This is a genomic window from Thioclava sp. NS-SX20, assembly GCF_057380695.1.
The window spans coordinates 208,465-223,189 of record NZ_JBXXRY010000002.1; the positions used below are offsets into that span (position 1 = coordinate 208,465).

A 14,725-nucleotide genomic window follows, 5' to 3' on the forward strand; every position below is an offset into this window, starting at 1 on the left:
TCCTGCGGCAGGTGGGAAAGGTCCCGCCTGCAACAAGCACTCAGTACGCTTCGCGATAGAGTTCGAGAGCGACTTCCTCTGTCACTTCGACAGGGTTGTTCACCAGAAGGCGCTGCTGTTTCATTGCGTCACTTGCCAGCATGGCAAGGCTGTTATCGGTGACCTTCACATCGCGCAGGCGGCGCGGCGCCCCGCTGTCGTCCATGAGCTTCAGCATATGGTCCACGAAGGCCTGCGAGCGGGTGGCGGCATCGCCCGTGCCCTCGACGCCCAGCACATCGGCCAGTTCGGCATAAAGCGGCGCGGCGACCTTGGCGTTATAGCGCAGGACCGGCCCCAGCATCAGCGCATTGGTCAGCCCGTGCGGCAGGTGGTAATGCCCGCCCAGCGGATAGGCCAGCGCATGGACCGCCGCCACCGGCGAATTGGCGAAGGCCTGCCCTGCCAGCATCGCGCCCAGCAGCATGTTCTCGCGCGCCTCGCGGTTGGTGCCGTCCTGACAGGCCGCAATCAGATTGCCGCCCAGAAGACGCAGCGCCTCGCGCGCCAGCGCATCCGACAGCGGGTTCTTCTTGAACTTCGAGGTATAGGCCTCGATCGCATGGACCATCGCGTCGATCCCCGTGGCCGCGGTATGGATCTGCGGCAGACCCACGGTCAGCTCGGCATCCAGCAGCACGAAATCGGCATAAAGCTGGCGCGAGACAACGCCCATCTTGGTGGTCTCGCCGGTGGTGATGATCGAGATATTGGTGACCTCGGATCCGGTGCCTGCGGTGGTGGGCACAAGCGCCAGCGGCAGGCGGCTGCCTGTGACATTGCCGATACCATACATCTGCGACAGATCCTGATCCGAGCCGATCATCACCGCCACCAGCTTCGCGATATCCAGCGACGAGCCACCGCCCAGCCCCAGCACGATATCCACCCCTTCGGCCCGTGCGGCCTCGGTGCAGCCGCGCACGATCGCCTCGGGCGGGTCGGCCACCACCTCGTCAAACAGCGTCACACGGAAGCCTGCGGCCTCGAGCGCCTCACGGATCGGGCTGATCAGCCCTGCATTGACCAGCCCGCGATCCGTGATCAGCAGGAGATTGCGCGCCGGAAACCGGCTGCCAAGCAGCTCGCCCAGTTTCGTCGCACCGCCCCATTCCAGATGGATGTCGCCCACCGTCGAGAAACTGAAGGGTGTAAGTGTCATAATGCTATCCTCCCCATTAAACCTGCCCGGCCGGTGGCCAAGCACACATATGTCAACCCAAGATATCCTTCGATGCCCTCACAGGCCCCTGCCCGTCCCCGCTTGGATGGCCTGCCCCCTCAGCCCCGCACGACCTCGCTTGAACGGGTGGCCACGCGGATGGACCACGGGCGGATGGACCACGGCCGGTGATCACCCGAAGCCCCGCCAGTTCGGCAGTCCTGACGAAGAAGCTGCGGATCGTTCAGTTTGATCATTGCGCCGCCTCCTGTAGTTCAATATATTGAACCAAATTCCATATATTAACTGTGCGAAGGAGTCTGGCGTGTCGTCAACAGAAAATCCGCCATCCTTACCGCTAACATTCACAACCAGAGGCGGAGCAAGCGTGCCCGCCCTACGCCGCGCAGTCGCCGTTCTGGACTATATATCAGAGGCTTGCGGAGAAGTTTCCGCAGCACGTCTGGCGCAGGACCTAAAGATCCCCAAAAGCACACTTCACGGTTTGTTGAGCGCAATGGAAGAGCTTGGCCTGATCTATCGCGACCGGCTGGGGCGCATCCAGACCGGTGCGCGCCCGCTGGCATGGAGCCGCGACTTCGTGGCCAAATCCGATCTGGCTTCGGCATTCCACCGCTATTTCAACAGTCCTCAGGCCCAGCAGGGGATCCTGGCGGGCTATACGATGACCATGACCATTCTCGATGGTGCCAATGTCGTCTATATCGCCTGCTCGCAGGCCCATCAGCCCCTCGGGGTGACCTTTCAGGTGGGGATGCGCCTGCCTGCCCCCTTCACCGCAACCGGAAAGATCCTGCTGGCCGCGCTGCCCGAAGCCGAGCTTGCCACAACCTTCGCCGGAACCTTTCCCCCGCCTCTGACCCGTCTCAGCGTCCGTGATCTGGCGGCCCTCAGGGCGGTGTTTCCGGCGCAGGAGGCCCGTGGCTATTCCGTGGATGATGGTGAGGTGCGCGAGGGGATGATCTGCCTTGGCGCGGCGATCTGCGATCATAGCCGGCACGTGAAGGCGGCACTGGCGCTTTCGGTCACGCGCCCCGAGGCGAAGGCGGCGCAGATTTCCACGCTGGGCATGGCGCTCAAGGGGGCCGCCGACCAGATCTCGCATCTGCTGGGAGCACCCTGATCAGGGGCCGGCCACCGGCGGCTGCGCCCGCAGGAAATCCACAAAGGCGCGCAGCGCGGCAGGCGGGCGGCGCCCGTAGAAATACAGATACGGGCCTTCGAATTCTTCCCACCAATCGGGCAGGACCGGCACCAGATGCCCCGCCTTGAAATGCGGCTCCAGCCAGTTGCGGAAGGTCAGGCATACTCCCAACCCTGCAACCGCATGGCCGATCAGGGCCGCCGACCCGCCCGTGCCGATGATCAGCCGCGCCTTCGGGTCAAGGCGGATCTCTTCGCCCTCCTTCTCGAAGGTCCAGGGCACCAGCGCGCCACTGCTGAACCGCGCCCGCAGGCAGGCATGGTGCAGAAGGTCACGCGGATGGGCCGGACACCCCTCCCGCGCCAGATAGGCCGGTGCCGCCGCCAGCGCCGCTTGCTGCCGACGCGGCCCGATGGGCACCGCGATCATGTCCTGCGCCAAGGCCTCGCCATAGCGGATACCGGCATCACATCCTGCGGCCACCGCATCAACCATGCGGTCATCCACCATGATCTCGATCTCGACCTGCGGATACAGGGCACAGAACGCCTCGACCAAGGGCGGCAGGATATCCACCATCACCGCCCCCGGCACATTCAGCACCAAACGGCCATGCTGCGCACCGCTCTGGCTGCGGGCCGCATGCAGGCTGTCTTCCATCTCGGCCAGAAGCGGTGCGACACGGCGGGCCAGCGCCTCGCCCGCTTCGGTGGGCGTGACCGCGCGGGTGGTGCGGGTCAGCAGACGCAGCTCCAGACGCGCCTCCAGCCGCGAGATCGTCTCGCTGACAGTGGCGGGGGACAGACCAAGCTGGCGCGCGGCCCGCCGGAATCCTTTGGCCTTCACCACCGCCACAAATACACCGAGGTCATCAAGATTGTTCGCCATACCGATCAGCCTATTCGGACTGACCTGTATTTTCAAACAGACAAATGCGCGCCATGTTTTGAGCCACAACAAAGGAGATCTTCCATGACCACTCTCGCCACCGCCGCTGGCCGCTTTACCTTTCCCGGAACGCAGCTCAGCGTGAACCGCATGGGATATGGCGCGATGCAGCTGGCCGGTCCGCATGTGATGGGCCCGCCCAAGGACCGCCCCGAAGCCCTTGCCGTCCTGCGCGAGGCGCTGGCCCTTGGCATCGACCATATCGACACAAGCGACTTCTACGGCCCCCATGTCACCAACGCGCTGCTGCACGAAGCGCTGGCTCCCTATCCCCGCAACCTCGTGCTGGTCAGCAAGATCGGCGCATGGCGCGATGCACAGGGCGGCTGGAACCTGCGGCGCGACGCCGAGTTTCTGCGCCAGTCGGTGCTCGACAATCTGACGCGCCTCGGGCTGGAGCGGATGGAGATCGTCAATCTGCGGATGGGTGGCCCCGAAGACGACATCGCCACCCCGATGAAAACCATGCGCGCGCTGCAAGACGAGGGGCTGATCGGCCATATCGGGGTCAGCACCGTCAGCGCAGAGCAGTTGCGCATCGCCCGCGACATCGCCCCCGTTATCTGTGTGCAGAACCAGTATAATCTGGCCCATCGCGAGGATGACGCCATGATCGATGCGCTGGCCGAAGAGGGCATTGCCTATGTGCCCTATTTCCCCTTGGGCGGCTTTACCCCGCTGCAATCGGCCAAGCTTGACAGCATCGCCGCCGACATGGGGGTCAGCCCGCAACAGGCGGCACTGGCTTGGCTGCTGGCGCGCAGCCCGAATATTCTGGTGATCCCCGGCACATCGCGCAGGGCGCATCTGCGCGACAATATCGCCGCCGCCGGATTGCGGTTCAGCCCCGAACAGAAAGCCGCCCTCGACGCGCTCTGAGTGGTGGCGCCTTTGCCCGCCACACCCTGACCCGTCCGGCTGTGCCGCGCCCCTAAAGATCCGCTTTCGCGACATAGGGGGCGCGGAGCGGGCGCGCCACATCCCAAGGCCTGCGCCACGCAGCAGGCACAGGCATCGCCAGCGGTTCAGGCATCGCCAACGGTTCAGGCCCCGAAGATCTTGACCGCCTCAAGGCACAGGATACCCAGAAGATCATTGGGCAGCACCGACCCCCGCCCCAGCGGATTGCCATCGACGAGGTTCTTGATACGGGCCTCGGCTACCTCCAGCGGCTCGCCATATACCACGGAATCGACATAACGCCCGTCTTCGTCGAACAGCATCACGAAGGCCGAATGGTCCATCGTGTAGCTGCCATCGTCAAACACGACCTTCTTGGCATAGACGTTATAGGCCTTGATCGCCTTGTCGATCTCGGCCTGCGTGCCGGTGACACCGATCACACCAGGGATCCAAGAGACATAGTCGCGCAGCTGGTCCAGCCGGTCCCGCGCGGGATCGACCGTCACGAAATAGACCCGCAGATCCGTCGCCCCCGGAATATCCTCTTTCCATGTCGCCAGATCGCCCATCGTGGTCGGGCAGACCTCAGGACAATGGGTAAAGCCGAAGAACACCGCAGAGGGGCTGCCCTTGAGGCTGTCATAGGTGAAATCCTGCCCGTCGGTGGCTTGCAGGACATATTCCCCCTGCCCCATCACTGCCGCCTGCGCGGCGCGATATTTGGGCAGAACCACCTTGTCATAGACCACCATCCCCAAGGTCATGACGAGCGCGAGGCCCGTCATGAACAGTGCAAAACGTTCGCCGCTGCGGAACATCCTACTGCACCTCTTTCGGCATCGCGTGGGTCATGCCATGCATCGGTGCCGCCCCGCCTGTCGCATTGGGCGCCATCACCGGCAGATCCACTGTCACGGTTCCGGCCTGTTCGAAGGTGAGCGTCACCTGCACGGTGCTGTCCTGCACCAGCGCCTCTTTGAGCTGCATGAACATCAGGTGATAGCCGCCCGGCTGCAAGGTGACGGTCTTGCCTGCAGGCAGCGCAATCCCGTTTTCCAGCTGGCGCATCACCATGACCCCGTCTTTCATGGCCATCTCATGCAACTGCACTTCCCCTGCGACGGGGCTTTGGGCCGCGATCAGACGGTCATCGCTGGTGCCGGTATTGGTCAGCGCCACATAGCCGCCGCCCACCGGCTGGTTGGGCAGGGTTGCACGGGCAAAGCCGCCGCTCAGCGTGATGGCCCCGATCTGGGCGCTTACCCCCGATGCCGCGCCCTGCGCGTCTTTCGCCATCGCGGTCTCATGGGCCGAAGCCAGACCGACCGAAGCCATCAGAGCAAGAGTTGCAAGAACAAGTTTCATAGGAAGATCCTTTATCAGTTGGGAAAACAGTCTTTGGCCCCGCAGGATGCGACGCCACAGATTTCAGGAGAACGCGCGCTTGAGAAAGGACACGCGCGCAATCAGCACGACGTCCAGCACGATCACCGAGGCCAGCGCGACCCCCGCCATCGGGAAGGCGATCGCAATCAGCACAGCCACCAGAATGCCGCTTTTCCAAAGCGGCATGTCGCGCGGCACGGGCGGGGCGGCCAGACGGCCAGCCCCTGCCGGACGGCGCATCCACCACATCACGATGCCACTGGCACAGATCGCGATGACCAGCAGAAGAACGACGAAATTCAGGGCGAAATTCCACGGACCGACAAGCCCTTTATGCAGCCCGATCCCCCAAGCCATCGCCTTCGCCATCGGCGTGTAATCGGCATAGCGGATATCGCCCAGAATATGTCCGGTGAACTGGTCGATATGGGTGGTCCGGTCCTGCCACGGCATCACGCCATCCTCGTTACGGACCTCGGCCATCAGCGTATAGACACCGGTCTCCCCTTTGGGCAGGGTGATCTTGTACTGGCCGTGGAAGCCATTGGCCTGCGCCCATGCGCTGACGCTATCAAGCGTCACCGGCCCCTGCACCGCCTCGGTTCCGGCCGCGCTGCCCGATGCGGGCATCGGCACCAGCTCCACCCCCCAAGGCACGTCCTGATAGCCCGAATGGTTCATCGAGGCATGGTTATGCCCCGAAAGCGGCGTGCCCTTCCATGTTTTCTCTGCCGGAAACGACGACCACGGCTGGATGAACTTGCCGCCCCAGATCCCTGCCCAAGACAGGCCCGACAGCGCGAAGAGCACCAGAAACACCGCGACCAGAGTGCCAAGGCTGGCATGAAGCGACTTGTAGAAATTGCGCCCGCGCGCGCGCATGTTCGGCACCATCGCGCGCCACCCCGCTTTGGGCAGCCACATCCACAATCCGGTCACGATCAGCAAGATCATCAGCGACACGGCCATTTCCACGATCCGGTCTCCGGTATCGCCCAGCAAAAGCGTGCCGTGAATGCGGTTGGCGATGGCATAGAGGGTGGTGGTCTTGTCCTGTGCGTTCAGCACATCGCCGGTATAGGGGTCGATCGCCACCGACATCATGGCCGCCCCGTCGCGGATCGCAAAGAACGCGGGGCGGTCTGCGGCCTCGGGCGCCACATACTGGTCCAGCACCCCGCCCGGAATTGCGTCCAGCGCCGCCTGCGCCTGCTGGCTGACCGGCATAGCCGGACCCGCAATCACCACATCGCGCACATCGCCCAACTGGTTGGACGAGGCGGTGGCCAGCATCATCACCATCCCCGTGACCGCAAGGATCAACAGGAAGGGCACCACAAACAGACCGGCATAGAAATGCCAGCGCCATGCGGCGAAATAGAACGGGCTGATCGCGGCGCGCGCTCCGGCCTTGGAGGAATGTTTCGTCATAGGGATCTCGCTTCGTTAAAAGGTCTTGCTGATCGTCAGAAGAACCTGCCGTTCCGGCCCCGGCGCGACGCGCCCGTCGAGATATTTCCAGAACGGAAGGTCGTAATCGCGGTTCAGCAGGTTTTTGATGGCCAAGGCATAGGTCATGCCGTTTCGGGTATAGCTTCCCGAGGCATTGACCGTAGCGTAGCCGCCTGTTTTATATAGGTTTTCAAGGTCGATATAGGCGGAAGACGCCGCATGGAGGCCAACCCCCGCCTGCCAGCCCTCGCCCGCCGGATCACGCGGATCATAGGTCAGCCAAAGCCCGCCCGAATGTCGTGGCACCCCTGCCAGCGAAGACCCTGCGCGGGCACCATTGGGGATGTCGGCTGTCAGGACAGCGGCGGTATAGGCATAATTGGCCACCAGACGCCAAGGCCCCTCTGACTGCCACACCAGATCGGCCTCGACCCCACGCGAGCGTTGCTGCCCCTCGGTGATCGAACTCAGCATCAGGGGGTCGTCGGGATCGGTCACCGGAACATTGCGGCGCTGGATCTGGAATGCCGCCACGCTGCCCGACCATGCCCCTTGGTCAAACTTCACCCCCAGCTCTGCCTGACGCGAATATTCGGGTTCGGGCATGTCGGAATAGAAATAGAAGGCATTGGCTTTCATGCCCTCGCTATAGCTGGCAAAGGCCGACACCTGCGGCGCCAGATCCCACACCGCGCCGACCCGTGGCAGCAAGCGGGCTTGCTGCAGGCTATCGCGGCGGCCATAGCCTTCGGACTCGTAGACGGTCTGGAGATAGCCAAAGCGGACACCGCCCAGCAGATGCCATGCTCCGACATCCGATTGCAGCTGCGCATAGGCTCCGGCGGTGCTGTAACGGCCATGACCTTCCCCCATCGCAAGACTGGCAGGCATGGTCCATGCGGGCCAGGCAACAGGATCGGTCAGATCCACGCTGCCCGCATAATCCATATACATCAGCGAATAGTCTTTGATCCGCGCATAATCGACGCCCAGCAGCAGCGTATGATCGACGGCGCCAGTGCTCAGATGCCCCTCGACCGATGCGTTGAAATTATATTCGGTCTGCTCGCCCGGCACATAGGAATTATATAGCGACCAGCGGCTATCCCCTGCATCCGGCACATTCGACAGGATGATCTGGGTGATCTGTTCCACCTTGGTCCTGCCGATCCGGAACTGGCCCCGCGCGCTCCATGTCTCGTTGAAACTATGGTCCAGCGTGAAGGTCAGCTTGCGGGTGCTGGTCGTGCTTTCGGGAATATCGGGATCGCCAATGAACAGGTCCCGATCCAGCGCAAACCCGCCGGTCACTGTGCCCGTGGCCGGTAGCCCCTGATATTCCTGCTGCTGCCAGCGCGAAAGATAGCCCTGAACCGTCAGCTGCGTCGCGCCGCCATATCCCAGCGTCAGCGCGGGGCTGAACGCATAGCGTCGGGTCTCGAGCACATCGGTCTGCGCCCCCGAACGTGCGGCACTACCGGTCATCCGGAAAAGCGCCGTCTGGCCCAGACGGGCATTCACATCGAAAGACGGTGCGATGAGGGCCTCGCTGCCCAGCGTCAGGGCCGCCGTGGCGAACCTGTCCGGCTGGGGTTTCTTCATGACCAGATTGACGATACCGCCCAGAGGCGTGCCTGTCCCTCCACCGTAGAGGATGGCATTGGGCCCTTTGAGCACATCGACCCTCTCGATCCCTGCAAGCGCATTGGCATCGCCTGCATTGATATAATTGGTGATCCCGTCGCTATAGATCTCGGCGGGAAAGCCCCGCAGCAGAGTGGATTCGAAAGCGGGCGTCTGCAGCGCCACGCTGCCCTGTGCGCCGCTGGCATTATAAAGCACCTCGGCCAGACGCGCGGGCAACTGGTCGGCCAGCATCTGGGACGGGATCACCTGAACCGATTGTGGCGTGGCCCGTAACGGCGTGGATGTGCGCGTCGCGCTGGAGATCGCAAGACTATGATATCCGTCGATCTCTGCCCCCTCGTCGGCGGCATAGACGGATATCCCGTCCAACGGGATCGGCGGGTCTTCCTGCGCCCATAGCGGACAGGCCCATAAGGCCGTGCCTGCCAGCAGCGCTTTGGCAGTCGAATGATGGAACATGGTCATCCGGTCTCAGATCCGCATGCGGCGCACCCGCGCCCGACAGATGCGGGACATCCCAAAAACCGCGCAGCGAAAGGCTACGCATGGCGCATGAAAAAGCCGCGTTCCGGTGGAAGATCAGACGGAGGTCTGGCCGCGGCCCTGATTACAGCGCCACGGGTGGGGCACGGGGGATGCGGGCATGGTCGCGGCTATGCGGGGCCGTGCGGAACTGGACAGGCACCAGCCATTGGGCCTGAAACACACGGCTCCAGCGGATGGCCGCAAGCACGGGCAGATCGACATCGGGCAGAAGATGGCAGAAGGGGCAGCGATGCTCGGGTTTGCCGGACCCGCCGCAGAGATCATCCCCCGAAAGACCAAGCGCTTCGGCCTGTGCCTTGATCAGCAGATCCCGATCCGGCGCCATCGCCGAAGCCGAGCCGATACTGACCGTCGCAAGCATTGCGACAGTGACCGTTATAAAAAGCATTTTCCAAAAACGGATCAACATGTGCCCAGCCATACACGATCCCGTGCGCCGAAAGATAGATGGAATCGACCACCCTACCGGCAAAGGCGTGCCGCAAGGACCGCCTTTCGGTTGTATTCCGCCTAGACGACGGGGGCCTCCACCAGCTGGCTGCCCGCCCGCAAGCCCCCCGACAGCATCTGCCGCACCTCTTCGGGAATACGCGGATCTTGCGGAGAATACAGCGAACAGCGCCGCATCATCGCGCGCAGATCAACCGATTTGCCCAGATATTCCATCACCATCTGCGTCGCCGAGGGCGGACGCGGAGCACGGGCCGCCACGCCAGAGACCACACCGCCAAGATAGCGGATCCGGTTATTGTAGCTGGGATAGAGGATGATCTGCATCACCTCGTTACGGGTCAGCGTCTCCATCACCGTCATAAACAGCCGGTCGCCCAGCAGGAAACAGGCCCCCTCGTATTTACAGGTGAACTTCCGCGCACCCGGCCGCCCGACACTTTCGACGCTTTTGACATTCACGCCGAAAGGTGTGTCATACAGCTTGGACAGCGCGCAGAGCACCTGACCGGGATGGGACATGGAGTTATACCATGTCAGATAATATCCGAGATAGGGCACCAGCGCCTTGGCCGACTGCATCCGCAGCTCGCCTGCCGTCAAGGACACGATGTCGCGCTCGGCCCGCACGCCGGTACTTTGGGGCCGCAGCCGCACCAGTTCCACGAATTGCCCATGCGCAAGCAGCAACTCGGCCTCTTCAACCCCGAAAAAGTCGCAGATCCGGCGCATGGACCGCAACGAGGGAAAGGTCTCTCCGGTGAGGTAGCGGTTGAACTGGGACCGATTCACCCCCAATTGCTGACACACCGCGACGATCGAAGCGTGATAGCTGCATAACAGGCGCAGGTTCCGTGGCAAATCTTGGGACAAGGCCCACCTCTTATGCTAGTTGACGCTACTTATGTATCCGTTCGCGTCGCCGTGATGCAAGATAGACCATAGCAATCCGCCCACGTATCCCTAGTTTGCACCAAATTCGCGACATCGAAATTATGCGCGCAATAAAGGGGGATATCATGGATTTTCTAGAGCTGATCTTTACCAAGATCGGCGATCTGACTTGGGGGTGGTCTCTGATCCCCATTCTCGTCGTCTTTGGCGTTTTCATCACTCTGGCAACCGGGTTCGTCCAGGTCCAATTCTTTGGACGGATGTTCCGTGTGCTGCGCAAATCCAACAATGCGGCGGATGCCGACAAGATCTCGGCGCGTGAGGCGCTGCTGGTCTCGGTCGGCGGGCGCGTCGGCGGCGGCAATATTGCCGGTGTGGCTGTGGCCATCACGCTCGGGGGGCCGGGGGCGGTCTTCTGGATGTGGGTCGTGGCGCTTGTCGGCATGGCCACCAGCCTTGTGGAATGTTCGCTGGCACAGCTGTTCAAACGCCGCACCGGCGAGCACAGCTTCCGCGGCGGTCCGGCATTGTCGATCATTCATGGTCTGGGCAAGGAATACAAATGGCTGGCGGGCATCTATGCTGTCTGCCTGATTGCGGCATTCGGCTTTGGCTTCAACGCGTTCCAAGGCAATACCGTGGCCGGCGCGATGCTGGACAGCTTCCATATCGCCCGCTCCTGGACGGCCATCGGTCTGGCCATTCTGGCCGCGATCATCATCTTCGGTGGGATCCACCGGATTGCCAAAGCCTCTGACGTGATCGTGCCGATCATGGCCGTTGGCTATCTGGCGATGGCGCTGGTAATCATCGTGCTCAACATCTCGGAAGTGCCGCATGTGCTGTCGATGATCGTCAAGAACGCCTTCGGGATCGAACAGGCCGTTGGCGGTGGTATGGGGGCCGCGATCATGCAGGGCATGCGCCGTGGTCTGTTCTCGAACGAGGCCGGTCTGGGCTCGGCGCCGAACGTGGCCGCCACCGCAGAGGTCCGCCACCCGATCAGCCAAGGCATCACGCAGTCTTTCTCGGTCTTCATCGACACCATCGTGATCTGCTCGTGCACGGCATTCGTGATCCTCTTGAGCGATGTCTATGTACCGGGTGCCGAAGGCATTGATGGCGTGGCACTGACCCAGCAATCGGTCACCAGCGAGCTGGGCAACTGGGCGCAATATTATCTGTCCATCGCCGTTCTGCTGTTTGCGTTCTCGTCGATCATCTACAACTACTACCTTGGCGAAAACGCATTGTCGGTCTTCTCGGAAAACCCGATTGCGATCACCATCCTGCGTGTGGCGGTTGTGGGCATCGTCTTTATCGGCGCTCTGGCACCGGGGGCGACCGATGTGTTCTTCTTCTCGGACCCGATGATGGGCGTTCTGGCACTGGTCAACCTGCTGGCGATCATGATGCTGTTCCCGGTGGCCATGCGGCTGCTGCGCGACTTCCGCGCCCAGCTCAAGGCGGGCATTGACCGTCCGGTTCTGGACCCCGATATGTATGCGGATCTCGATATCGACCGCAGCGCTTGGGAAAAGCGGGACTGATCCTGTCCGTCGCGGGCCTTGCACCAAGGCCGGAGGAGAAACGCCGAAGGGTCGCAGCAATGCGGCCCTTTTTTTCATCGCGGCAGCAGGCAAATGTCACGGAAAACCGCTTTTGGCGCAGCCGGTCTCTCTCTCTGGCTAAAATTGTGCACAGATTTAGCAACCCCGCTGAAAATTATCCTGCTTAGGAATGCGCGCATTTACCAGTTGTTTGGGGCTTTGGGAGCACATGTCTATCGTACAGGTTTATTATACAGGTAGACAATGCGAGTCATAAAAACCGTCTCGGGCAAGCTGATCTTGGCCGCCGGAACTGCAATCACGATGATTGTTCTTGCCTATACGGTCTTTAGCGGATGGTCGGAAACGCGGAAGGTGCATGATCAGGTCATGAACCTTGCCGAAATCAAGACGCGCCGTGCCGCAGAACAGGTCATGATTCCCATTACTCAGGCCACCTCTGCGGCCACGGCCCTGTCCAGCTCGCTTGCAGGCTATCTTGCAACCGGCGAGGCCACGACCAAAGGCCTGACCACCGTCCTGCACGATCTGGCCCCGCAATATGACGATATCTTCGCATCATGGATGAACGAGCTGGAAGGCCGGACGCTGGACGGGCTGGCCAGCGGCACGGAGGGCCGGAACGAGAAAGGCGACTTTGCCGCCTTCTGGACCAAGAATGACAGCGGCGGAATGGATTTCCAGACCTATAGCCTCAATCCGACCGCGCAATGGTATGCCGGCCCGACCTCGACCAAACGCGGATTGATCACCGATCCCTATCTGACAGAGAAGGGGATCCTGCTGACCTCTGTCGTCATTCCGGTTGTGGTAAAGGGCACGATGGTGGGTCTGGCAGGGGCCGATATCACGCTCGACAATCTCTCCACGATTCTGGGCGCTATCGATACATTCGAGGGCGGGCGCATGATGCTCTTGGATGCCGGCGCGAAATGGGTCGTTGCCCCCACGCCGGACGAGAAGCGCAAACCCTATGAGGGCGCGGGTCTGGACGCCGTCAATGCCGCGCTGGAAGATGGCAAGATGCACATCATCTCCGATATGCCCGACGGTGCGACGCGGCTGGTTCTGCCCTTCTCGGCACCGGGGATGAACCGCACATGGGCCGCCGTGCTGGATGTGCCCGCCGCGACATTCTCCGGCCCCGTCCATGCCGCAATCAAGGCCTCGATCCTCAGTGGCCTGCTGATCCTGCTGATGGCACTGACCACGATCGCTCTGGCCACCAGCACCGTTGTCCGCAAGCCGATGCAGAAAATGCTGGATGTCGTCAAAGGGCTGGCGGAGGGTCAATATGACCACCCCGTTCCGGGGACGGATCGCCATGACGAAATGGGACAGATGGCCACCGCCGTCGAGGCCCTGCGCAACGGATTGCTGGAAAAACGCGCGCTGGAGGTCGAACAGGAACTGGCCCGTCAGGAGCGCGAGATCGAAAGAGAACGCCGCACGCAGGAAGACGCCCGCCTGCGCGAGGAACGCGAAGAACGTGCACAGGCCGATCAGGAACGCGAACATCAGGCCATTCTGGCCGAAGAGGCCAACCGTCGCCGTCAGGAAGAGCATCGCGCAGCCCTTGCTGCCGAGCAGGAGGCCGTGGTGAAACGTCTGGCAGGATCGCTGAGCGGGCTGGCCGAAGGCAATCTGGATGTCATGATCCATGACCGCTTCCCCCAAGGCTACGACCAGCTGCGTCAGGATTTCAACAATACCGTCCTGCGTCTGTCGGAACTGGTTCAGGCCATCACCCAATCGGCCAATGCGATTGTCGGCGGGGTGCAAGAAATCACCGGTGCAGCCACCGGCCTGTCGCGCGAGACCGAGCGTTCCGCCGCAACTCTGGAGCAGACCGCCGCAGCCCTGAACGAGCTGACGGTCTCGGTCCAGACCGCCTCCGCAAGCGCGACCCAAGCCAATAATCTGGTCAAGGATGCGGCACAAAACGCCAAAGAGACCGCAGGCGTTGTGGGCGATACGATCACCGCCATTGACGAAATCCGTGACTCCTCGAACCATATCTCGCGGATTATCAGCGTCATTGATGACATCGCCTTCCAGACGAATCTTCTGGCGCTGAATGCGGGCGTCGAGGCCGCGCGGGCCGGAGATGCCGGACGCGGCTTCGCGGTGGTGGCCTCGGAAGTGCGCGGTCTGGCCCAGCGGTCTTCCGAAGCCGCGCTGGAGATCAACGCCCTGATTTCGAAATCCGGCGTGCAGGTCGAGAATGGCGTGGCCTTGGTCAACCGTGCCGGCGATGCGTTGCGCGCGATCGTCAAATCGGTCGAGGTGATCGAGCATCACATGGGCGATATCGCCTCTTCGGCCAATGAACAGGCCTCGGGGATTTCCGAGATCAACTCGGCGGTGGGGCAGCTTGACCGTGCCCAGCAACAAAACGCCGCCTCCTTCGAGGAAACAAGCGCGGCCTGCCTTGCACTGGATCAGCAGGCACATGAGCTGAAAGATCTGGTGGGCCAGTTCCGGCTTGGTTCGGCAGACGCACCGATCACACAGGCGGCCTAAGACTGTCGGGCGGCTTCGGCCGCCCTTCCTGACATCGCG

Annotated in this window: 13 protein-coding genes; 4 read left to right on the plus strand and 9 right to left on the minus strand. The window is 62.2% G+C overall.

The features are described 5' to 3' along the window. Positions 1–40: 40 nt before the first annotated feature. Together AC2ISB_RS14635 and AC2ISB_RS14640 are read right to left on the minus strand one after the other, a co-directional pair. Entirely contained in the window at positions 41–1,201 is a 1,161-nt protein-coding gene (locus AC2ISB_RS14635; RefSeq protein WP_330629439.1) for an iron-containing alcohol dehydrogenase, read from the minus strand. A gap of 119 nt (positions 1,202–1,320) precedes the next feature. Then, positions 1,321–1,458 carry a hypothetical protein gene (locus AC2ISB_RS14640; protein ID WP_330629440.1) on the minus strand — a complete coding sequence of 46 codons (138 nt, stop codon included), beginning with the start codon at positions 1,456–1,458 and terminating at the stop codon, positions 1,321–1,323. A gap of 131 nt (positions 1,459–1,589) precedes the next feature. On the opposite strand from AC2ISB_RS14640, the gene AC2ISB_RS14645 reads away from it, so the two are divergent. Next, positions 1,590–2,345, plus strand: a complete 756-nt coding sequence (locus tag AC2ISB_RS14645; RefSeq protein WP_330629441.1) for an IclR family transcriptional regulator — start codon at positions 1,590–1,592, stop codon at positions 2,343–2,345. Here the strand turns inward: AC2ISB_RS14645 and AC2ISB_RS14650 are convergent, their stop codons facing one another. After that, positions 2,346–3,254 (minus strand): LysR family transcriptional regulator, encoded by a 909-nt coding sequence (locus AC2ISB_RS14650; protein WP_486577031.1) that lies wholly within the window; start codon positions 3,252–3,254, stop codon positions 2,346–2,348. Positions 3,255–3,338: 84 nt separating this feature from the next. On the opposite strand from AC2ISB_RS14650, the gene AC2ISB_RS14655 reads away from it, so the two are divergent. Next, positions 3,339–4,193, plus strand: a complete 855-nt coding sequence (locus AC2ISB_RS14655; protein WP_330629443.1) for an oxidoreductase — start codon at positions 3,339–3,341, stop codon at positions 4,191–4,193. Positions 4,194–4,357: 164 nt separating this feature from the next. Here AC2ISB_RS14655 and AC2ISB_RS14660 read toward each other — a convergent pair whose 3' ends face one another. The 6 genes from AC2ISB_RS14660 to AC2ISB_RS14685 all read right to left on the minus strand — a co-directional run bounded on the left by AC2ISB_RS14660 (position 4,358) and on the right by AC2ISB_RS14685 (position 10,571). Further along, positions 4,358–5,035 (minus strand): SCO family protein, encoded by a 678-nt coding sequence (locus AC2ISB_RS14660; protein WP_486577033.1) that lies wholly within the window; start codon positions 5,033–5,035, stop codon positions 4,358–4,360. Position 5,036: 1 nt separating this feature from the next. Beyond that, the gene (locus AC2ISB_RS14665; RefSeq protein ID WP_486577034.1) at positions 5,037–5,582 is read right to left on the minus strand and encodes a copper chaperone PCu(A)C; all 546 of its coding nucleotides are present in this window, start codon (positions 5,580–5,582) and stop codon (positions 5,037–5,039) included. 63 nt (positions 5,583–5,645) lie between these two features. Further along, on the minus strand, positions 5,646–7,034 hold the full coding sequence (locus AC2ISB_RS14670) for a PepSY-associated TM helix domain-containing protein (protein WP_339109951.1): 1,389 nt from the start codon (positions 7,032–7,034) through the stop codon (positions 5,646–5,648). A gap of 15 nt (positions 7,035–7,049) precedes the next feature. Continuing rightward, on the minus strand, positions 7,050–9,167 hold the full coding sequence (locus AC2ISB_RS14675; RefSeq protein ID WP_486577035.1) for a TonB-dependent siderophore receptor: 2,118 nt from the start codon (positions 9,165–9,167) through the stop codon (positions 7,050–7,052). A gap of 142 nt (positions 9,168–9,309) precedes the next feature. Further along, on the minus strand, positions 9,310–9,657 hold the full coding sequence (locus tag AC2ISB_RS14680; RefSeq protein WP_339109953.1) for a hypothetical protein: 348 nt from the start codon (positions 9,655–9,657) through the stop codon (positions 9,310–9,312). A 101-nt stretch (positions 9,658–9,758) separates the two neighbouring features. Beyond that, complete coding sequence (locus AC2ISB_RS14685; RefSeq protein WP_330629450.1) at positions 9,759–10,571, minus strand: helix-turn-helix domain-containing protein; 813 nt, start codon at positions 10,569–10,571, stop codon at positions 9,759–9,761. Positions 10,572–10,717: 146 nt separating this feature from the next. Here AC2ISB_RS14685 and AC2ISB_RS14690 point away from each other — a divergent pair, with 146 nt between their 5' ends. Both AC2ISB_RS14690 and AC2ISB_RS14695 read left to right on the plus strand, forming a co-directional pair. Continuing rightward, positions 10,718–12,142 (plus strand): alanine/glycine:cation symporter family protein, encoded by a 1,425-nt coding sequence (locus AC2ISB_RS14690; protein ID WP_330629451.1) that lies wholly within the window; start codon positions 10,718–10,720, stop codon positions 12,140–12,142. 264 nt (positions 12,143–12,406) lie between these two features. Next, complete coding sequence (locus AC2ISB_RS14695) at positions 12,407–14,686, plus strand: methyl-accepting chemotaxis protein (RefSeq protein ID WP_330629452.1); 2,280 nt, start codon at positions 12,407–12,409, stop codon at positions 14,684–14,686. Positions 14,687–14,725: the final 39 nt, after the last annotated feature.

What these genes read in the sequence shown, in the direction of transcription:
- AC2ISB_RS14670 (WP_339109951.1), bottom strand. Translation starts at nt 7,034, where the DNA reads ATGACGAAACATTCCTCCAAGGCCGGAGCGCGCGCCGCGATCAGCCCG.
- AC2ISB_RS14640 (WP_330629440.1), bottom strand. Translation starts at nt 1,458, where the DNA reads ATGATCAAACTGAACGATCCGCAGCTTCTTCGTCAGGACTGCCGAACT.
- AC2ISB_RS14665 (WP_486577034.1), bottom strand. Translation starts at nt 5,582, where the DNA reads ATGAAACTTGTTCTTGCAACTCTTGCTCTGATGGCTTCGGTCGGTCTG.
- AC2ISB_RS14690 (WP_330629451.1), top strand. Translation starts at nt 10,718, where the DNA reads ATGGATTTTCTAGAGCTGATCTTTACCAAGATCGGCGATCTGACTTGG.
- AC2ISB_RS14655 (WP_330629443.1), top strand. Translation starts at nt 3,339, where the DNA reads ATGACCACTCTCGCCACCGCCGCTGGCCGCTTTACCTTTCCCGGAACG.
- AC2ISB_RS14675 (WP_486577035.1), bottom strand. Translation starts at nt 9,167, where the DNA reads ATGACCATGTTCCATCATTCGACTGCCAAAGCGCTGCTGGCAGGCACG.
- AC2ISB_RS14695 (WP_330629452.1), top strand. Translation starts at nt 12,407, where the DNA reads ATGCGAGTCATAAAAACCGTCTCGGGCAAGCTGATCTTGGCCGCCGGA.
- AC2ISB_RS14680 (WP_339109953.1), bottom strand. Translation starts at nt 9,657, where the DNA reads ATGTTGATCCGTTTTTGGAAAATGCTTTTTATAACGGTCACTGTCGCA.
- AC2ISB_RS14635 (WP_330629439.1), bottom strand. Translation starts at nt 1,201, where the DNA reads ATGACACTTACACCCTTCAGTTTCTCGACGGTGGGCGACATCCATCTG.
- AC2ISB_RS14650 (WP_486577031.1), bottom strand. Translation starts at nt 3,254, where the DNA reads ATGGCGAACAATCTTGATGACCTCGGTGTATTTGTGGCGGTGGTGAAG.
- AC2ISB_RS14660 (WP_486577033.1), bottom strand. Translation starts at nt 5,035, where the DNA reads ATGTTCCGCAGCGGCGAACGTTTTGCACTGTTCATGACGGGCCTCGCG.